At 43.0% G+C, this 21,217-nt stretch carries 15 protein-coding genes; 9 read left to right on the top strand and 6 right to left on the bottom strand.

Annotated elements, in window-relative coordinates:
• Positions 1-23: 23 nt before the first annotated feature.
• Positions 24-425, bottom strand: coding sequence for a DUF4352 domain-containing protein (locus tag H6799_03050; protein ID USN97325.1), 402 nt, complete (start codon positions 423-425; stop codon positions 24-26).
• A gap of 796 nt (positions 426-1,221) precedes the next feature.
• On the opposite strand from H6799_03050, the gene H6799_03045 reads away from it, so the two are divergent.
• Positions 1,222-1,821, top strand: a complete 600-nt coding sequence (locus H6799_03045) for a DUF4357 domain-containing protein (protein ID USN97324.1) — start codon at positions 1,222-1,224, stop codon at positions 1,819-1,821.
• Here H6799_03045 and H6799_03040 read toward each other — a convergent pair.
• Genes H6799_03040 through H6799_03025 form a run of 4 tightly spaced genes read right to left on the bottom strand, consistent with a single transcriptional unit; the run spans position 1,818 to position 5,445 of the window.
• Positions 1,818-2,141, bottom strand: coding sequence for a hypothetical protein (locus H6799_03040; protein ID USN97323.1), 324 nt, complete (start codon positions 2,139-2,141; stop codon positions 1,818-1,820). The two genes, H6799_03045 and H6799_03040, sit on opposite strands and share 4 nt — an antisense overlap.
• 52 nt (positions 2,142-2,193) lie before the next feature.
• A complete protein-coding gene (gene terL / locus H6799_03035; GenBank protein USN97322.1) occupies positions 2,194-3,720 on the bottom strand; it encodes a phage terminase large subunit in 1,527 nt (508 codons plus the stop codon).
• Positions 3,707-4,117, bottom strand: coding sequence for a hypothetical protein (locus H6799_03030; protein USN97321.1), 411 nt, complete (start codon positions 4,115-4,117; stop codon positions 3,707-3,709). The genes terL and H6799_03030 overlap by 14 nt, the downstream gene beginning before the upstream one ends.
• A complete protein-coding gene (locus tag H6799_03025; GenBank protein USN97320.1) occupies positions 4,114-5,445 on the bottom strand; it encodes a DNA modification methylase in 1,332 nt (443 codons plus the stop codon). The genes H6799_03030 and H6799_03025 overlap by 4 nt, the downstream gene beginning before the upstream one ends.
• A 357-nt stretch (positions 5,446-5,802) precedes the next feature.
• Between H6799_03025 and H6799_03020 the strand changes: the two genes are divergently transcribed.
• Together H6799_03020 and H6799_03015 are read left to right on the top strand one after the other, a co-directional pair.
• Positions 5,803-9,051 (top strand): DEAD/DEAH box helicase family protein, encoded by a 3,249-nt coding sequence (locus H6799_03020; protein USN97319.1) that lies wholly within the window; start codon positions 5,803-5,805, stop codon positions 9,049-9,051.
• A complete protein-coding gene (locus H6799_03015) occupies positions 9,051-9,680 on the top strand; it encodes a DUF4391 domain-containing protein (protein USN97318.1) in 630 nt (209 codons plus the stop codon). Before H6799_03020 ends, H6799_03015 begins: the two co-directional genes overlap by 1 nt.
• Here the strand turns inward: H6799_03015 and H6799_03010 are convergent.
• The gene (locus H6799_03010) at positions 9,669-11,648 is read right to left on the bottom strand and encodes a hypothetical protein (protein ID USN97317.1); all 1,980 of its coding nucleotides are present in this window, start codon (positions 11,646-11,648) and stop codon (positions 9,669-9,671) included. The genes H6799_03015 and H6799_03010 overlap by 12 nt on opposite strands.
• A gap of 94 nt (positions 11,649-11,742) precedes the next feature.
• On the opposite strand from H6799_03010, the gene H6799_03005 reads away from it, so the two are divergent.
• From H6799_03005 to H6799_02980, 6 genes are all read left to right on the top strand, one after another.
• The gene (locus tag H6799_03005; GenBank protein USN97316.1) at positions 11,743-13,578 is read left to right on the top strand and encodes a site-specific DNA-methyltransferase; all 1,836 of its coding nucleotides are present in this window, start codon (positions 11,743-11,745) and stop codon (positions 13,576-13,578) included.
• A 2-nt stretch (positions 13,579-13,580) separates the two neighbouring features.
• On the top strand, positions 13,581-16,718 hold the full coding sequence (locus tag H6799_03000) for a DEAD/DEAH box helicase family protein (GenBank protein ID USN97315.1): 3,138 nt from the start codon (positions 13,581-13,583) through the stop codon (positions 16,716-16,718).
• A 314-nt stretch (positions 16,719-17,032) separates the two neighbouring features.
• Positions 17,033-18,205, top strand: coding sequence for a DUF2779 domain-containing protein (locus H6799_02995; protein USN97314.1), 1,173 nt, complete (start codon positions 17,033-17,035; stop codon positions 18,203-18,205).
• Positions 18,202-18,558 carry a hypothetical protein gene (locus H6799_02990; protein USN97313.1) on the top strand — a complete coding sequence of 119 codons (357 nt, stop codon included), beginning with the start codon at positions 18,202-18,204 and terminating at the stop codon, positions 18,556-18,558. The genes H6799_02995 and H6799_02990 overlap by 4 nt, the downstream gene beginning before the upstream one ends.
• 205 nt (positions 18,559-18,763) lie before the next feature.
• Positions 18,764-19,789, top strand: coding sequence for a hypothetical protein (locus H6799_02985; GenBank protein ID USN97312.1), 1,026 nt, complete (start codon positions 18,764-18,766; stop codon positions 19,787-19,789).
• 68 nt (positions 19,790-19,857) lie between these two features.
• A complete protein-coding gene (locus H6799_02980) occupies positions 19,858-21,177 on the top strand; it encodes an APC family permease (protein USN97311.1) in 1,320 nt (439 codons plus the stop codon).
• Positions 21,178-21,217 lie beyond the last annotated feature (40 nt).

Raw genomic sequence — 21,217 nt, 5'->3', positions numbered from 1 at the left:
GCTGATCTGTAAGTCTAGTCTAATTAGAGGTTAACTTTTACACCGTTTGAGAAGGCGCTATCATGTAGCTCTGCGCTTACTGGTGTTTGGTCTTTTGGTAGATCGAACACGATCACACCACTCACGCTGTTGCCTGGGTTTATGTCGCTGTACCAGGTACTCGTGCTGTCCTCAGAGTTATACATGGTTGCCGTATCGTCAGCTGAGAATTCTTGACCAGCTGCATTGAAGAGCTTCTGGTCTGACGACAGTAGGCTTTGCTTCTCGTCCCCAATGTTCTTCACGGTCAAGTCCATGAGACAGAATTGGCCCTGGGCTTTTTTAGTTAAGAATTCATTCGCACCCACAGACTCTTTACCGCAAGTTACGCTTTTGACAGTGAATTCAAACTTGCCATCACGAGCTGGCTCGCCAATTTTTGCCACTGTTTCCTTGTCTTCGGTTTTTACACTTGAACCCGAGCTATTGCTTGCAGTTTTGTTTGTATCGCCTCCACCTGCTGCGGTTGCAACGACTCCAATACGAGGTTGCCGTGCTGGTCCACGCCAAGGGCATCAATTGGTCCACTGTTGGTTGCAAATTCTCGGGCTTAGTAGGCGGATATCTTCATCGATTTCATATACGGGAATGGCATCAGGATTGTCGTAAATATATTGCTGGAGGAAGTCTTCTTTTTCAATTCCGGTCTTATTCAGTCGCTGTGCGTCTTTTCCATTCTTCGAGATTATGAGTGACATTGTTGCCTCCTTTGCGTTATTGCATCCAGGAGACGTCTCATCATAAAAAGTGACAGCCACGCTGGACTGTCTAGGACCCAAGCAAACGCATTGCGCCTACTCTTTTCTACGTAGCTGCCACTTTCATGGCGCAATTACACGTAGAGAATCCACGGTTTAATCCGTTTACTTGAATCCTAGACATCTTGAAGTATACCGTATTCCAGATGAGGTAGCTAGTACTTAACAGAGGTAAACAGCCTACTGTATACTAATAGCAGAATGAATCCACGACTTATACAAACATATTTACCAGACGGCACCCTCGAGGGTGTTCGCATTATTGAGCTTAGCGACAGCCCAATTAAGGCTTTCGTAGTTCCGCGATTGCAGCTGGGATCAATAAAGAAGCGCACTGAACTACTACAGCCAGCGCTCTACTTTTTAATCAGTACTGAAGATTCAAAAGGGCTATATCGGTGAAACAGAAAACTTCATCCATAGAATGAGAGACCACGAACAAAAGAAGCAGTTCTGGGATGTGGCAGTTGCAATCGTCTCGCCAACAAATGATCTCGGCAAGACAGATGTTCGCTATCTTGAGTCGCTGGCAGTGGAGCGCGCTCAGTCTGGAAGTATGGATATTGAAAACCGTACTGTGCCAGCCAAGAACAATGTTCACGAGTTCCGCCTACATATTCTGGAGCGCATATTGGACGATAGTCAGTTAATTCTCACCTCACTGGGATACGACATCTTCTCTAGTAAGCAAGCAGAGGAAGACACCTGGTATTGCACTGCCAAAAAAACACAGGCCAAAGCTCAATTTCGAGGCGATAAATTCGTAATCCTAGCAGGGTCACAAATAGATAAAAGCTTCGCTCCAAGTTGGGCAAGCAAGTGGCCTAAATCATTGGCTGAGCGAGACGAGATATTCGCTAAATCAGGAAAGGATCTTGGCGAAGTTGTTGAGCTGACTGAAAATGTAGCATTTAAAAGCCCTAATCATGCTGGTGGTTTTGCAACTGGTCACAATGTTAATGCATGGGTTACCTGGAAGGATAAGTCTGGGCTCACCATGGATGAGGTAATGCGCCAGAACTAGCGCATCGACTCTACTATCTGCTTTTGTAGTTCCTGTTTGACCCATTCGTAGGATTTATTGTTTTTGCCACCAACGTGCCATTCAAAAATCTGATCTAGACTTAAGCCTTCTTCACCCAAATATGCCCGACCATTCTTGTAGTTATAGATTGTAGCCACGCCATGCGGAGTATCAACAATCCACTCCACATCAATCTTGTGTCCGTCACCATCGCTCACAGGCTCTCCGAAGGTCGTGCAAAGCTGATCATATGTCGATAGCAGGTAGCCCCGAAAGCTTGTTCCAGAACGTTTTTTGATCCATGTACTATAGTTGTTCATCTGTTAATCCTTTCTTTTCAAGTACAAACAGTACCGCAAATAACTTAAATTGCTAGTCCCATCTTCCATTGGTCGCTTCCTCCCAATCATCAAGTCGTGCATCCCAGTACGCTCTTGTGCCACGACGAGGTTGAGCTGTCCCGAATAGCTCGCTTCGGCTCCCTACGGAAAACGTTCCACCCTTCGATGTATTTCGCACATGCTCGAGAACCGCAATGGTTAAGGCGTCCACTAAGTCATCATGCTTTTCAATTCCAAATCCTACTAGCTGGTCTATCAGGATGTCTGCACCTTTTTCAGGGAACAGAATTACGCCACGCTCGATCTTATCGGCGATCATACTCAGCCGAGAGCGTTTATCTGCTTTCGGTGTTACGCCCTGCACATCAAGCCCATCGGCTTTGAGCACCTGTACAACCGCAGCTTGGTAAGCTGTCTGCTCAATGTAGATCTTCGGTTGGTAATAGAAGGAGTCTAGGTCTTTGAGCATTTCAACCGTTGAGTTGAATGACATCCTTTTGTTGACCGGGAAGGGTTTAATGTACATTCGCATGTTGTCGCCACGGCCTCTCACATCAATAGAAATGATCGCGGTGAAATCAGCTTTATCGCTTTCAGATATGGCAAGGTCTACTCCCAGAACAATTCTGGTCGACTCTCCTCGGAGTGCATCGGGCAGTGTTGAGTAATAGTGGATCATGTCACGAGATATGATTTGCTCGTCATCGGGAACTAAATTCAACATGTATTCACGCTCCCAAGCAATACGGTTAGCAACGGAGCGACGTTGCTTCTCTAGCGAAGCCGCATCAGGATACTTGCCGGGCCAAAAGGATACGCCATCTTTTGCGATCGGGTATTCAATAAACTGGCCATCGATATCTCCATGCTCGATTCGCTCTTTGAGCCGCATCAGTAGGGAGTCCTCATGGAGCAGGTTGCCAACCACAATTCGCTTTGTGTCAGGATCACCAGCTGGGATTATTTCGCTCGTATACCAATCATAGGTTTTGTTGCGACCTTCCGGGCTCTTTACCGATTGAGTATCTTCAACGTCATCGGCTATGATCAGGTCTGGTCGATGCGCTCCGTGACGGATACCGCGAACACTTTGTTCTGCAGATATTGCCGTAATCCTGGCGTTAAATCTTGGTATGAAGAGTGAGGTCGAGCCCCACTCTTCACGCTGCTCCATAAACGGACCAAGGTCGTTTTCAAGCAACTTATTATTTTCAAGTTCGCGTTTAATATTCAAAAGGTGCACCCGTGCTTGATACTGTGTTTGGCTGGCTATCAGCACAAACTTCTTTTGCTGTACGCCAAGGATCGCCCAGATCGGATACGACAAGCTCATGATTGTCGATTTAGCAGAACCTCTAAAGGCCATAATGACTGCTAGCTCAAGGTCTTGGTCTTCACTGATCCGAAATAGATCTTTATGGAGCGGTGCATTGGCATACTTAATGTGCCCGGCAAAGTAGGTCGCAAAGAACCATTCATGGCTTTTGCGGGTTACCTCAGCTCTTAGCTGCTGATTCGTAAACAGTTTTTGCTGCAGTTCGTTATTATTCTTGCTCATTTTCATTCTCCTGATTAGTTAAGCCAGCCAGACGAAGTGCATTACTGACGATCTCCGCCTGTTCCGGGGTTAATTCTTGTTGGACACTCGACACGCGAGCATCAATTTGTAGCTTATTTCGATATCCCGAATGGTGATGTTTCAGCCAGAAGGTAATCGCCGACATGTTTTTTTCTTTGATGGCGTTAATAAGCTGTGACTCTGCCAAATCATTTATCCGACCAATGCTCAGCTCAATGGTTTCATCGCAGGCATCAGCAAACTCATCGTCCTCTTTCCGCCAACGGTAGTAAGTTGAGCGAGGCAGGCCAATCTTTTTACAAGCCGCTTCAACAATTGGTGTCTTCTGGAGCTGTTCCAGTAGTCGCTTTTTGTAGAGATTTTGATCCCGGCTCATAACTTCACCCTTTTTTGGCCGGTCAATTTCTCCCAGCGCCTTAGGCCAATCTCCATATATGTCGGGCTTTTTTCCATGATGTAACATCGCCGCTTCAACATGGTGGCCGCAATTAACGTAGATGCGCTACCCGCAAAGGGCTCAACTATTAAATCACCCCGTTTAGTGAGCACCTTAATGTATGGAATGAGTATCTCTAGTGGCTTAGTACCAAAGATTACGCCTTGTCCTGAACTCTTCTCGTCATTGGCTGGAAACGATACAAAGTCAGTTGGCTGAATTTTCTTGCCTCCCTTGTATCCCTCCCAGTGTGGTTTTCCGCTTGTAGCGTACAGTGCCGACTCATACTCCTCTTGTAGCCCTTCAGGTTCGCTCTGATGGTTGTATTTGACTGTTCCGCTACTTCCAACCATTGCAATATCATACTTACTGAAGAATTTGTACTTGGCGGCAAAGCCTTGGTGCCTCGTCGGTACATGCCATATGAGCATATTGCGGATAGTCCAATGCTCTGCCATGCAGTCCCACATCTCCCTCATGTTATGCCATGCTTCGTAGGCTATGATGGAAAAGTCTGTTTTTGCGTGCTTGGCTACATTTGCCATCCACAGCTTTACAAAGTCTTCTGGCAGCTCGTCAGTCTCAAGGTACTTACGGTTTCGCTTAGCACCAAAACCTTCCACTGGCTTGCCTTGACGAATGCCACCCTTCATATAGCTCAGGCGATATGGCTGATCTGTTAAACACATATCTGCAAGCTGACCATTCATGAGCTTGTCAAAGTCTGCTTCAACGGTTGAATCACCACACATGAACCTCGATTTTCCCAGCTGATACACATCACCTTTTTGAACCGTAATCTTCTTGATATCCAGCTTCTTCAGCTCTTTTTCAAGATCAAAAGTCTCAGACTCTTCTAGGTCTATCTCGAAAATATCATCGAGTTCTTCCGAGCTGAATCCCACGTCCGCCAGTAGTGACTCGTCAAACTCTGCTAGCAGCTCGTAGTCCCAGTCACCCTGGTTTTTGTTTAACCTAATGTTGAGCTCCTTCTCTGTTGTCTCGTCGGGTATATCGAGATATACTACTGGCACCTCCTTGTAGCCGAGATCGCGCGCAATTTTATATCTGAAATGACCCCCTATGATGATATTCTTACGCTCCTTAGCGCCATTAACTAGCAGAGGATCGACTAAACCAAAGCGTTTAATGCTTTCGGTTAGACCTGCTACTGCTTGCTCGTTCCAGCGACGAGGATTGTAGACTGATGGTTTGAGCGCACTGGCTTTAACCATCACTATGTTAGGTTTGTGTTCTGAAGCTTTCATGCTTCCTCCTTATGATTTAAAAAATCACAAAACCCTTTGTTGTTGCTTCTTGAGAACACAAAAAGCCAATCACAAAGAATTAATCACAGAGACACACTAAGTGTCTGTGATCAATTCCTTACGATTGGCCCTTTTATTTGTACCTCAGATGAGATTCCTCTTTTCTGAAGCCGCCGCCTTTTTCTGATCCCGTAATGAAACTGTATGATTCGATTGTTAACGTTTAGAGCTTTCGCTCAACTACCAATATATACATACGGAATCCCTAAGTCAATACTATGCAATCAAACTCTTACAAAGTCTAGCAAACTCTTACAAAGCCCAGTGATTATCTCTTGGGGATGTATAATGAATTCAATGAGCTCAGATAATTCACCAGTTTTTTTCGATAATGTAACCAACAGGGTTATTGATGATTTAAAAATGACCATTAGAAAAGGCAGCAAAGTTGACATAGCGGCAGCTAGTTTCTCCATGTATGCCTACCAACTCCTTAAGAAGGAGCTTGAGCAGATTGATGAACTTAACTTTCTCTTCACGGGGGAAGTATTTACGAACGAAAATGCACCCCGTGAATCTCGCGAGTTTTATATCCCTAGGCTAAACGCTGAGCGCTCACTGTACGGAACGGACTTTGAGATTAAGTTACGTAATGAACTCAATCAGCAAGCGATAGCCAAAGAGTGCGCTGAGTGGATTCGCAGTAAAGTAAAATTTAAGTCAAATATATCTGGTGAGCACATGGCACCATTTATGGCCGTTCGCTTGGATGGTGACGAAGCAGCATTTGTACCGTTTAATAACTTCACAACGGCTGATCTTGGCGCTGATCGTGGTAACAGCGCATACTCCGTCACTACAAAAATTCACGCTCCTGCGTCTCGCCAATTTATCGAAACATTCGAGTCTGTGTGGAATGAAGCAGGAAAGCTGGCCGATGTGACAGATTCAGTTCTTGACAACATCACCGCGGCGTACAAGGAAAATTCTCCCGAGCTCATCTACTTCACCGCTCTTTACAATATATTCAACGAATTTCTCGAAGATTTGAACGCCGATTTTCTTCCTAATGAAGCGACAGGTTTTAAGAACTCACAAATCTGGAACAAGCTATATGGCTTTCAGCGTGACGCTGTAATTGGATGCATTTCAAAACTTGAAAAACATAATGGCTGCATTCTTGCTGACTCTGTTGGTCTTGGTAAGACATTCTCTGCACTGGGCGTCATTAAATACTACGAATCACGCAACAAAAGCGTCTTAGTCCTCTGTCCCAAACGACTTAGTGATAACTGGAATACATTTAAAGGCAACTATAAGAACAATCCACTTGTAGAAGACCGTTTACGATACGACGTGCTATACCATACCGATCTAAACCGTGAACAAGGTGAAAGCAACGGAATCGATTTATTTAAGTTGAATTGGGAAAACTACGATCTTGTCGTGATAGATGAATCACACAACTTCCGTAACGGTGAGTCTTCGACGCACCGAAATGAAGATGAAATATACGAGAATCGTTACCAAAAGTTGCTTAACAAAGTAATCAAGCAGGGTGTAAAAACAAAGGTATTGATGCTCTCAGCAACCCCCGTCAACACTAGATTCACAGACCTTAGGAATCAGCTCATGCTCGCGGCAGAGGGAGATAGCACAGCCTTCGATAGCAGCATAAATGCAGAAAATCCTGTAGATAAAATATTTCGTGATGCGGACGCAGCGTTTAAAGCCTGGGCAACACTCAGTCCTGATGAAAGGACAACTGCGAAACTGCTTGAAATGCTTCGTTTCGACTTCTTTGAACTGCTAGATAGCGTGACAATTGCTCGTTCACGGAAGCATATTGAAAAATACTATTCTGATGCAAGTCTTGGAAAGTTCCCGGAGCGATTAAAACCCATCAGTCATCGACCAGACCTTACCGATATTGCAGGCGTGGATTTCAATGAGATTTTCCGCCGGATTGACTCCCTCAATATGGATATCTACACCCCACTAAAGTATGTACACCCTTCACGTATCGATAAGTATGTTGATACCACTTCGGCTAAGGGAAAAAGTTGGGCAAACCGTGAGACGGGACGTAACATTCTCATGGTTACCAATCTACTCAAGCGTATCGAAAGTAGTATTTACGCCTTCAGGCTTACCGCTACACACATATGGGAGCTTATTGACTCAACCATTGATAACATTGATCGGTATGAGCACGGCATCAAACAAGATTTAGAGATCGAGCAGGCTGATACAAGTGACCTCGATGCTGAAGATGCGGACGGTGAATGGTCTGTAGGTAAAAAATTCAAAGTCTCGTTAGAGGATATGGATTATGTTAGTTGGCGTGAAAAACTAGAACAAGACAAGACCATTCTTGATGAACTTCTTGGCATGATTGCTCCTGTAGTTGATGAACACGATCTTAAGCTCCAAAAACTCATCGAAGTTATACAAGAAAAGATTCAAAACCCTATCAACCCAGAAAATAAGAAAATAGTTATCTTTACGGCCTTTGCCGACACTGCAAGCTACCTGTATTCAGAACTCGCTGAGCGCCTAAAGCAAAGCTACGGTATAAACAGTGCTGTTGTAACGGGTACGAAGAACCCAACCACTACTGTTTCGGGTGTACATGCAGACTTCAACACAATTCTTACTCTTTTCTCTCCGCTGTCAAAGAATCGCGATGCACTTTTTGCGAATAACCCTGGTGATATCGATATTCTTATTGGAACTGACTGTATATCTGAGGGTCAAAACCTCCAAGACTGCGACTATCTAATTAACTACGATATTCACTGGAATCCGGTCCGAATTATTCAGAGATTCGGTCGTATTGACCGTATCGGATCAATTAACGAGAGGATTCAACTCACAAACTTTTGGCCAAATATCTCACTAGACGAGTACATAAATCTTAAAGGTCGAGTTGAAGGCCGCATGAAGCTCGTTAACTTAACTGCAACCGGTAGTGATAACCCAATCGATCAATCAGACAACGCCGAACTTGAGTACCGAAAGAATCAACTTGAAAAAATCCAAAGTGAAGTAGTAGACATCGAAGACATGAATAGCGGTGTTTCCATCATGGACCTCGGACTCAATGAGTTCCACCTAGATCTACAAGAACTGTTAAAGAAGTATGGTGATGCTGACCGTACTCCGTTTGGTATTCATGCCATCGCAAGGGCCAGTGAAGACACTCCCAAAGGAGCAATTTTTGTTCTAAAAAATATCAATCATGGCATTAATATCGACAAGCAAAATCGCCTGCATCCGTTTTACCTCGTTTACATCAGCGAGGATGGCGAGGTGGCTATCAACCACCTTCAACCGAAAGACCTACTCGACAAACTCCGCCTCCTGGGTAAGGGTGCAGATGAACCAGATCGTGACCTGGTGGCGCAATTCAACGCAGCTACAAATGATGGAACCGATATGAGCAACTATACAACACTACTCACCACCGCTATCCAATCCATGGTTACCGTAAAGGAAGAGGCCGATACCGACAGCCTATTCAGCGCAGGTGGCACTACTGCCCTGACGGGTGATATATCAGGACTTGATGACTTCGAGCTAATTAATTTCCTAGTGATAAAATAATGAATTTACCTCCAAACACCACAGTGAACAGATTTATTCCTAAGGAAAAATTCTACACAAAAACCAGTGTAAGTAGCCAGCTGCGTCAACGATTCACTGACGAGATTGAAAAGATTCGTTGGACAAACAAAATCTCACCCGACACGCTTAATATAACGAGCGGTGAATACAGCGAGCTTCAGGTATTCGAAATTATTCTAAAGTCATCTGAGATAAGCAGAAGTCTACTGAAGCACATCGATACATTCATTCCATACCCCATCTTGTATGTTCTTAAGAAATCCAATCTACAAAAAGCCGTCATCTCCTTCAAGGAGCAAGGAATAAAAAACGAAAATCAGATGAAAGTTGATACGTACTTTGAAACCCAGTGGTTAGAAGAATTAAAGCTCCAGCTCAAAGGCCGATCGGTCGACGAGATATACAAGAATTTCCTTTTTCAGATAGCGCCACAACTAAATAAGCTAAGCCGAAACGATGCAAAGTCAGCGGTCCAAATAAACAAAGAAAAAGATAAGATCCAGAAACAGATCGATCTGATTAGCAAAAAACTCATTAGCGAACCTTCGATAGCAAAGAAGCAAGAACTTGCCCGCCAACGTCACGCACTTGAACGTTTACTGATCTAGGTCAAACTCTACATATGCGGGCTCTTTTTTCGAGGCAATTTTCCTCAGAGCTAATTCATCATTTATTTTTATGACATAATGCACGAGTATTAATATCGCTATATGATAGTCAAACTTATATCTATCTTCTGACTTGTAGGTTGGTGACCCATGTTGATATAAGTTTCGAATAGCCCAGCTGTTATCGAAAATCTTATTGTTGAGTAGGAAGTTTAGGTAGTCTGATTCTTGTTTGGCGTACAAAGTGCCACCTGCAATGACCCTTCCTTTTTTTAACATGATGTCAACTGCTTTTTGAATTTCTCTGCTGTTGTGGTGGTAGCCAAGTACACCATCGGTAAATAGCTTTTTGTATACATACAACTCGTGAATATCAGAATAGCCAAGCAGTCCATCTTCTTTAATTATTATGACATTATGGTCTATAAGGTATTGTATTCTCGGCTTTTGGTAATCATGAAAGTCAGATAATTTTAGATGGTGTCTATGAATCAGTTCAACAAAACTATGTCCGCTTCTCGCTTCATCAATGTATACAATTGAAGATTGATCAGAATACAAAAGCCCCATGATAGACCAAGATATTTCGGTATCTGATGTATAGATGTATTTCTTTTTTATTGCACTGGTTAAGTTTTCTACATCTGGCGTGTTCATAAGGTTTACGAATTCGCTGTCAATGGTTCCATGTTCAGAAAGAGCTGCGTATTGCTTCCGGATGCTCTCTTCAATTCGAAATAGTGTCGCAGTTTTATTCCCTGTACTTTCATCTTTTGTTGGCATATTCAGAGGAAGCCACTCTACTCCAAATTCTAAGTTCGAATATGTAGCGAAAAACCAATCAATAACTTCTTCGAGACGAACATTATGTCTCGAAAGTAATTCTTCGATCATATGAATTTTGCCTATGACTAGCTGGTGCTTCAAATCAAAGTACTGACCTACTTCGTAAGAATTCTCAGTTCGTACCCCAATGCTCCTCATGAATGCTCCCATCTCCTTATTTGGAAAACTTGGCATTTCAGATATTAAGTCCTCAGAGAATAACTCATATAAATACAGAAAATTATTAAGAATTGTTGGATAGTCGTGATGTTTCTCAAGCCAATTACTGTCAATGCACGCGACCAGGTCAGTTGCCGCACTCTTCTTAAGTTCTTTTTCATACGCATCCTTTGAAGAGAGGATGGAAATATTGACTTTTAAACCACCACCTTTTGTTAAGTCACCAAAAAGTTTGTCTTGAATTTCTTCCGTTCGTCTCTTTATTTTTATCTTTGTGGACGTATCTATGTCTAAAAATTTCTCAATCCCCTTTATTGAGCCTGCAAGTAAGTCGAGATAGTTTGGGTTAGCGTTTTCAGATGCCACATATTTATCGCAAAACTCCAGCATTTCTTTTTTTGTGATGTTGCCGGGGATGTGGAGTTTACTCTTATTATGTGAATAGGTAAAGTTACTAAGGAACGACTCAAAATTTCGCGGGTCTGATAAAAATAAATCTTTAATTGAATTCGGATATTTTTGTACGAGATACTTGGACTCCATTACATCAATAACGGAGAGGCCCGACTCCTCTAAAAGCTTTTTAAAGTCCTCGTTGCTAACCTTTTCTCCTAGTTTATATGTAGAGAAATTCGCTATGAAATCATCATAATATTCTCTATGAAGAGTCTTGATGTTGTCGCTAATCTTTTCTGGCGTAAGACTATTGAAGAATTTCGCGACAGTACTTTTTATCAGAGGACTCTTTGATTTTAGCTTGTCAGTATATTCTTCTGTCCAGTCTTTATGAAAAAGATTATTGTCTATGAACTGAATGATATTGAATAGCTCCAAGGCTTCATTTATATCCCTAACACTGTTATTCGTTGCATCAATAGCATCTACAACTTTTTTTAGTCGAGCAAGATAAAACCCAATCGACATATCGCTGTTACTGTAGAATCTCACTCGTTCTCTGCTCATACTATTAATTGTAGCAAGCTACATAAAAATAAGCCCCGATATTATGGTATAATTTCTCTAATCGAACAGATAACAAATAGCTGCTTGGAGGGTTATGATGAGTGATGACAACGGGGTTCAGAAAATTGATTTAGACAAGGTTGATTGGCGTGGGAGTCGTGAATTCTTCGAATCACTCGGCGAGGCTTTGGACAGGCTTGATGATAAAGACGAAAGCTTTGACTTTACATGGGTTGGCAAACGAAAGTCTATTATCGAAGCAGGTGCTCCGATCAACAAAACATTCCGTCCAGATGTAGAAGCTAGTAAAAACTGGAATACTACCAAAAACCTCTTTATTGAAGGCGACAACCTCGACGCCCTCAAGCTACTGCAAGAAAGCTACCTCGGCAAGGTCAAGATGATCTACATCGACCCACCGTACAACACCGGCAAAGACTTCGTGTACCACGATAACTTCAAGGCAAGCACAGAGCAATACGATGAAGATACTGAATACAAGGACGACGCGGGCAACATCCAGTTCAAAAAGAACGAAAAGACCAACGGTCGCTACCACAGCGACTGGTTGAGTATGATGTATCCTCGCCTCAAGTTGGCACGAAACCTATTAACCGAAGACGGTGTGATATTTATATCAATTGATGACAACGAGCAGGCTAACCTGAGAAAGCTTTGCGACGAGGTTTTTGGAGAAGATAATTTTGTCGGGAATATTGTCGTTGCAAAGGGAACCACGACAGGGCAAGACGCCAATGACATAGGCAGTAGCGTTGACTACATGTTAGTATTTGCCAGAGACAAGACACGCTATATACCCAATGGCCTGCCGCTTAATGAAAAGGACATAGCTCGATTTAGTCTTGAGGACAACAAGGGTAAATACTCTATTCTTCAATTCAGAAAGACCGGAACTAATGACCGTCGTCAAGACCGTCCCAATTTGTATTATCCACTTATAGCACCAGATGGGAGCGAAGTATATCCTATCGGCCCAGGAGGCTACGAGAGTTGTTGGAGGACAGGAAGGAAGCAGTTCGATTCATGGGTGGCCGAAGGAATGATTGAATGGAAGATAGATCAAACAGGTGTTTATAAACCATACGTTAAATACTATCTCGAAGGCAGAACCAAACAAGTTTCAAATCTTTGGGATGACGTGGAGGGTAATAAGAAAGCAAGCATCACCGTCAAAGAATTGGTCGGCAAGAATGTATTCACTAATCCCAAACCTGTTGGCCTAATAAAGAAATGCCTTATCATTACTACTGGTGAAGATGATTTAATTCTAGATTTCTTCTCAGGCTCTGGCTCAACTGCGCATGCCGTCATGCAACTCAACGCCGAAGATGGTGGCAATCGCAAATGGATCATGGTGCAATTGCCAGAAGAAACTGATGAGAAGTCCGAAGCATTCAAGGCTGGCTACAAAACGATCCCAGAAATCTCTCGCGAACGCATTCATCGAGCTGGTGACAAAATTGCCAGCGAACGCCCCGACGCCAAAGTTGACTACGGTTTTCGATCGCTGTTGATCGACGACACGAACTACAAAGAAGTATACAAATCCGCAGGTCAATATTCACAAGCCGAACTACTCGATGCGGTTGATAACATAAAAGAAGATCGCAGTGACCTCGACCTTCTATACGGCGTACTAACTCAATCTGCTCTTGAGCTTAACCGACCTATTGAAACTGTCGAGTTATCTGGTTCAACCACCTATAAGTACGACTACTTCGGCGGGGTATCTGGTCTCATAGCTTGTTTTGCTGAAAATATCAGTGAAGCAACAATCAAAGAGATTGCAAAACTCAAACCACTCACAGCAGTCTTTAGAGAATCGTCATTTGCCGATAGCCAGGCAAAGGTAAACCTCGCGGAACACTTCCGTATTCTCTCCCCCGAAACTAAAGTGAAAGTTGTTTAGCAATGAGACTTCGGTTTAAGCACCAAAAGTTTCAAGAAGATGCTACTAATGCAGTCTGTGATGTATTTGCTGGGCAGCCAAACGAAACTAGAAAGTTCCTTGTAGACCAAGGCGAATCAAGCGCTACTCAGGCTACACTATTGGATGTTGCGCGTACTGGTTGGGCCAACCCAGATATTCGACTCCGCGAAGAAGATTTACTCAAAAACCTTCGGTCAGTTCAGAAAGAACAAGGCATTCTTCCTTCATCAAAACTGGAGCACATGACTAGTAAGGTTGATTGGGGCAATGGCCAAAAATCGACAGTGACCAAGCCAGTATTCACGGTTGAGATGGAGACTGGTACGGGAAAAACATATACTTACATCAAGACAATGTACGAGATGAATGCTCGCTACGGTTGGAGCAAGTTTATTATCGTCGTGCCAAGTGTTGCGATCCGTGAAGGCGTACACAAAAGTTTCCAGATTACTGCCGACCACTTCAAAGAAGACTACGGTAAAGCTTGTCGATTCTTTATTTACAATTCCTCTCGCTTGAATGAACTTGAACAGTTCGCCGACGACTCTGGGATTAACGTGATGATCATTAATACGCAGGCGTTTAATGCTACCGGCAAAGATGCTCGTCGTATCTACATGAAGCTGGACTCTTTCCGGTCTCGCCGCCCAATTGATGTGATCGCAGCGGTAAACCCTATCGTCATAATTGATGAGCCGCAGAGTGTTATTGGTACTGTATCAAGTAAAAATGTTGCTCGTGATTCACTGGGAAAGTTCAATCCGCTCTTTTATATCAACTATTCCGCTACTCACCGAGAAAACTTCAATATGGTGTATCGACTTGATGCAGTCGATGCCTATCAGAAGCAGCTTGTTAAAAAGATTACTGTAAAAGGTATATCGGTCAATGGTACGACTGCTACAAACGGGTATCTCTACCTCCAGCGGATTAATGTTTACCCAAATAAGAGCCCATCAGCCACTGTTTTGTTTGAACATAACGCAGCTACTGGATCGGGAATCGTAAAAAAACTTAAAACGTTCAGTCACGGCGATAATATTTATGACCATTCTGGTGAGATTGAAGCCTACCGTGACGGTTATACGATCTCTGACATACATGCCAGCGAGGGCTATGTCGAGTTCACCAACGGCGTGCGATTGCAGCTGGGCGAAGTCGTCGGTGATACAAGCGAAGAAGATATTCGGCGCATACAAATTCGTGAGACAATCATGAGCCACCTCGAAAAAGAACGTGAGCTGTACAAAAGAGGCATTAAGGTGCTCTCTCTATTCTTCATCGACGAGGTTGCAAAGTATAAATACTATGACGACTCTGGTGAACAAAAAGGTGTGTATGCAAAAGTATTTGAAGAAGAATACAAAAATGCCATTGATCGGTTTTTTGAACAGCTGCCATTTGGAGAGGACGAAGAATACCGAACATTCTTAGAGCGAGACGAAAGCCATCGAATTCACGCGGGTTACTTCTCCGTTGATAAGAAAGGCAGAGCTGTAGATAGTGACGTAAAGCGTGGTGAAAGCGAATCTGCTGATGTTGACGCATATGATCTCATCATGAAGAACAAAGAGCGTCTTTTAAGCAACGAGGAGCCCGTGCGCTTTATCTTTAGTCACTCTGCACTCAGAGAAGGTTGGGATAACCCAAATGTATTCCAAATCTGTACACTCCGGATGAGTACCGGTGAGATTAAAAAACGACAAGAAATAGGTCGCGGACTTCGTTTGAGTGTCAACAAGAATGGCGATAGAATGGACGCAGATGTGCTTGGGGTGCACGGTGTTCATGAAGTAAATTCCCTCACTGTCATAGCCAATGAAAGCTACGAAGCATTTGCAAAGGCACTTCAAGATGAATTCTACGAAGTTATAAAGAATCGTCCGAAGGCAGTTACCCCCGACCTCTTCACCGGCCAAGTCTGGGTTGATCATGCGGGTAATGAAGTCGAGATTGATAGCAGTAAGGCAGCAGAAATATTCGTTACATTAAAACAGGCCGGTATTGTTGAAGAGGGCCAGCTGACAGATATGTTCCATGACTTGTCTCCTGAGCTGAGAGTTGAAAAAGTTACTGAAGTTCTGGGCAGTGTTTCTAAAGATCTAGAGCCTTATGTAGATAGTGCGCTTAATCTTATTGAATCAGTTTATGATCCGAAGAAGGACCCGATTGTATCCGATGCGCGCACTAAGGCAACACTTCATTTAGACCAAGAAAAGTTTGCAAGTAAAGAGTTTAAGAATCTTTGGGAGAAAATTAATTCGAAGACTTACTATACTGTATCGTTCGATGAAGATAAACTTGTTGAATCGTGTGTGAATGCACTCAATACAAAACTCCGCGTTACTAAAACTCTCATTGTAATTACTGAAGGTTATTTGAAGTCCACAAAGCAAGATCAAAGCCCTGAGATGAAACGACTTGTTGGCCGCGAAGTTGCTATTGAAGAAATAGCATCAAAGAGCGTTACCTTCGATCTCGTTGGTGAAATCGCTACGGTTACAAGGCTTACTCGAAAGACAGTGGCAACAATTCTTCAGAACATCGAACCGGCAGTATTTAAACTATTTGCGACTAATCCTGAAGAGTTTATCCGTGAAGCAATCAAACTGATCAATGAGCAAAAAGCCAGCACCATCATTGAGCATATAACCTACGACAGACTTGAGGAAGCGTGGAACGCTGAAGAGATATTTGCGGACCCAACTATCTCGGGTGAGTATGGGAAGAATATCATTGACTCAAAGAAACATCTTTTCGATAAACTCCGTTACGACTCGGGTATAGAACGAGATCTTGCAGTTGAACTCGATGTAGCTGAAAATGTTGAGCTCTACATTAAGTTACCAAGCGGATTCTTTATCAACACTCCGATGGGTAAATATAACCCTGACTGGGCAATTACGTTTAGAGAAGGCTCAGTGAAGCATATTTACTTCGTAGCAGAAACAAAGGGTGAAGGTAGTCTAGATTCTCTGAGTTTCACAAGTCACACTGGTGACATTGAAAAAGCCAAGATCGAATGCGCGCGTCGTCACTTTGCTGCTATTAGTAGCAATACAGTAAAATACAGTGCCATAAGCTCATATTCAGAACTTCTGAAAGTAGTTAATAGTTAGGTAATATGCAGCTTTCTAAATCAGACTACATGCTTTCACTTCGTCACCCTGCATGGCTTTGGTTCAAGAAACACGACCCAAAAAAATTACCACCAGTTGATGACGCAACACAAGCTATCTTTGATACGGGTCATGAGTTTGAGCAGTATGCCGAGAGCCTCTTCCCGGGCGGTGTAACGCTTGGTTTTTCTGACTTCGATGAATACCGCACTTTGCCCGAAAGAACCAAGCAGGCGTTAGATGACGGTGCCCTGACCATATTCCAAGGTCGCTTCGAGTATGAGGGTCTGACTTTTATTTGCGATATCGTCCAGGTGGTTGAGCCTGGGGTGCTGGATTTGTATGAAATAAAGTCTAGCACTAGCACCAAGCTTGATCACGCGTATGACCTCACCTTCCAGGTGCATGTGCTAGAAAAACTTGGTTTTTCGGTCCGTAACGTTGCTGTCATTCACGTAAATAATCAGTATGTACGCAGTGGCGCAATTGAAGCTGATAAAATAACTACTACGACAGATATCACCGAAAAAGTACGTGATAAGGCAGCTGCAACCGAGCAAAATATTGCAAAGGCTCGTGAGATCATGGCCTTAGATTCATGCCCAGATATGTCGCCACAGCTAGCTGGCCTTGGAGCCTTCAAAGATTGGCTCGAGATATATAAGGCAATCAACAAGCAGACCTTCGGTAGTATTTATGAACTTGGTGGTATTAACGCCAAGGCGCTCGATACATTCGAATCTTATGGTATACAAACAATTGAGGATATCCCAGAAAATCTTCCAATCAACGCTAGTATCGACAAACAAATGCGCGCCTATCGAAACAATGGGCCAATCATTGATACGCTTCGCCTAAAGCAGTTTCTCGATTCACTCGTATTCCCGCTCTACTTTTTTGATTACGAAACACTTGCCCGTCTCGTGCCCTATTTCGATGGCATGAAGCCGTATGCGCAGTATCCGTTCCAGTATTCGCTGCACATACTAGATGACCCGGATGGTGATTATAGACACGAAGAATATCTTCACACCGAGAATTCTAACCCCGCCAAGTCTATTGTTGAGGCAATGAAGTCATACATAGGACCTACCGGCTCTGTCATTGCTTGGAATATGGGCTTTGAAAAAAGTTGCAACGATACATTGGCTGAGTTCGTTCCCGAGTCTAAAGAATTCCTGGAAGACGTCAATAAACGTATGGTTGATCTGATGGTGCCATTCTCAAGCGGTGCGTATGTTGATTTTCGCTTCAAGGGAAGTGCGAGTATTAAAAATGTATTACCAGTACTAGTGCCTGAACTTTCATATAAAGAACTAGGTATTCAAGAAGGTGGTTCCGCACAGAGGCTCTGGATGCAAGCAGTACTAGACGGCAAACATATTGAAAATAAGGATAAGATCCTGCAAGATTTAAGAGATTACTGTCAACTCGACACATTCGCGATGTTAGAGATATATAGAGTACTGAGAAGCGAAATTATATGAAAACTAAGCACGACATACCCCAAGATCATCTTGATAGAATCGTTGCTCGAGATACCAATTGCATCTACTGTCACAAAAAGATGATCACTCCCTACGATATTAATAATCGTATTGATTCAGCTACCATTGAACATTTAAACTATCGAGCAGATTGGTATAGTGTTCAAGATTTTGTTAGTAAGGGTCTACCGGTTGATTCAATCGTGGGTATTTGTTGCGGAAGCTGTAATTCGAGTCGGGGTAGCTTGCCATTACTGAGCTGGTTTGAATCAAAATACTGCAAAGATCGCGGTATCACTCAAAGTAGTGTAGCTCAGGTCGTTCAAGATTATATTGAGCAGTACGAGCGCTAAAGACTCGTAAAGTTATAATGGGTGTATGTACACTCATCTCCAAGAACGCAAGTTCTACGAAGAAATCTACGATAAACACACCGTTGAAGCTGGTAGACATGGCATGAAATCGTATGAAGATTTCTACGCCGAATTTGAAAAGAAACTCCCCAAAGACGATACTATCGACCGCCCGGGCAACGCGCTTCTGCTGAACGTCTTCTATATGAGCGTTGTCGGCAACGACCTTATTCGCCGCTATAACAATCGTGAGCAGTACATCAATGACTGGATGGCTCAGGACGAAGCTAAGGATGCACAGATAGCCTCAGCTCGCCTATCCGAAGAGCCATATTGCCATCACTGCGGCAAGCAAGGTCTTCGGATTGTAGACAAATCTCTCATGCACCGTAAAGAGAACCATAAATATGACGATCCCGAAGAAGTGCTCTTTATGCTCACGTGTTCTCACTGCGATAAAAACAGTGCATTCTGGGAAGATGGCACTGCCTGGAAGGTGAAGCCAACTGTCTGCCCAAAATGCCAATCAGAAGTTACCCATAAGACTACAAAATCTAAGAAATACATAACCGTCACCTACACCTGTACATCCTGTGATCATGTATTCAAAGAAAAACTTGATGTATCAACCAAGAAGGAAAAAGAAGACCCAGACTTTGAGAAAGATCGTATCCACTTCTGTCTTTTGGATAAAGAGTTTAGAGACAAGCTCTTTGAAATCCAGCGTGGCCTCAAGCAAATGGCTGAATTTGGCAAAGAGATGAAAGAAAAAGAAGATAACAAGCATATCTACGATGCTATGAAAGAACTGAAAAAGCCGAAGATTGCTGAACTGATTTCACTGCTTTCCCCTGGTCTTGAAAAAGCTGGCTACATTGAACTGAGTCTAGATAAACCCGAAATGGGCAAAGATGTGTACATTGGCTTCAGCTGTTTGGACAGTAAATCTGACCGTATTGACTACGACAGTAGAAAAACACTCAAGAAGCTAGTCGACACCGCCCTAAAGGATACCAACTGGCGTTTAATGAGTGATGGCATTTCTTATCGTCTCGGGTACCTGAATGGCAGGCTGCGAGCGTATGAGCGTGAGGAAGATATCAAGAACCTGGTTATGAAGAGCAAGAAGTTGAAGTCAAAACAAACAACTAGCAAATCAGGCGTTAATGAACCTAAAGATTGGAAAAACAGAACATTCAAAACTTCGGATGGTAAAGAAGTAATTCTGTGAGCTAAACTTACAGAATGAAGCTAGCGGTGGTATACAATGAAACTACAACTAAATTTTTTGTACAATATATGAAACATTCAAATCACAACAGAACGGCTCAATACAAAAAGAACAGCTTATCGTTGGCTGGTGCAGTATCAATGGGTACGGCTGTGATTATCGGTGCTGGTATTTTTGCACTTACTGGACAAATCGCTGAACTAGCTGGACCACTGTTTCCACTTATCTTCCTCGTCGGTGCCATAGTAACTGCGTTTAGTGCATATTCTTATGTAAGGCTTGCTAGTACGTACCCTAGTGCTGGAGGAATCGCAATGTTTCTTAAAGAAGCCTATGGCATGGGTACTATCACTGCCTTTGGAGCGCTACTCATGTACTTCTCAATGGTCATAAATGAAAGTCTCGTAGCAAGGACCTTTGGAACCTACACCCTACAATTATTTGATGTATCAAAAACTGGATGGCTTGTATCTTTGTTGGGCGTTGGCTTGCTGATTTTTGCTTTCATCATCAATATCCTTGGCAATAAGGCGGTTAGTAAGGTCTCGCTGTTATTTTCAATTATTAAAATTGGCGGTATTACATCATTCGCTTTGGCGGGTTTGTGGTTGTCTGGGTTCTCTTTTGCGAGCTTTTCCGCAGAGACTGAAGCAAGTTATGGTCTAACTGGTTCAATCGCTGCCGTTGCTTTAGCGATTCTAGCCTATAAAGGATTCACCACAATAACTAATAGTGGCTCAGAAATAAAGAAACCACATAAGAACGTTGGTAGAGCTATAATAATCTCTTTAGTTATATGTGTACTTGTCTACTTTTTAGTAGCTTTAGCTGTGGCAGGCAACCTACCACTCCCTCAAATTATTCAAGCCAAAAACTTCGCTCTTGCTGAAGCTGCTCGGCCTGCATTTGGGAGCTTCGGGCTATGGTTCACAGTTCTACTGGCAGTAGTTGCCACTATCTCTAGCGTCATTGCCAGCTCTTTTGCAGTATCTCGCATGTTAGCGATGCTAACCGAAATGAAACTCGTTCCACATCGACACTTTAAACTACCAGGTGATATTCAAACCCACACGTTGGTATACACCATTGTAGTAGCTATATTCTTAACCATATTCTTTGATCTCAGTAGAATCGCGTCGCTTGGTGCTATCTTCTATCTAATTATGGATATGATGGTTCATTGGGGCTTGCTGACTCGTCTTAAAGACAAAGTTAATTCCAAAAGCTATATAGTAATTACTGCAATTATCCTTGATGTCGTTGTTCTTGGCGCATTTGTATTTATAAAATTCAGTAGCGATCCGTTAGTTATTTACTCCGCAGTTCTAGGCCTCTCAGCAATTCTAGGATTTGAGCGTTTTTACCTGCGTAACACCAAGTCAACTTAAATATAGATCGAGCACTCCAGTCTCCACTGGTATAGCCTCA

It is taken from the genome of Candidatus Nomurabacteria bacterium, from assembly GCA_023898665.1.
Taxonomy (GTDB): Bacteria; Patescibacteriota; Saccharimonadia; order Saccharimonadales; family HK-STAS-PATE-42; genus HK-STAS-PATE-42.
The sequence above is the reverse complement of the archived record's forward strand: the minus strand, read 5'-3'. Positions and strand labels throughout refer to the sequence as shown.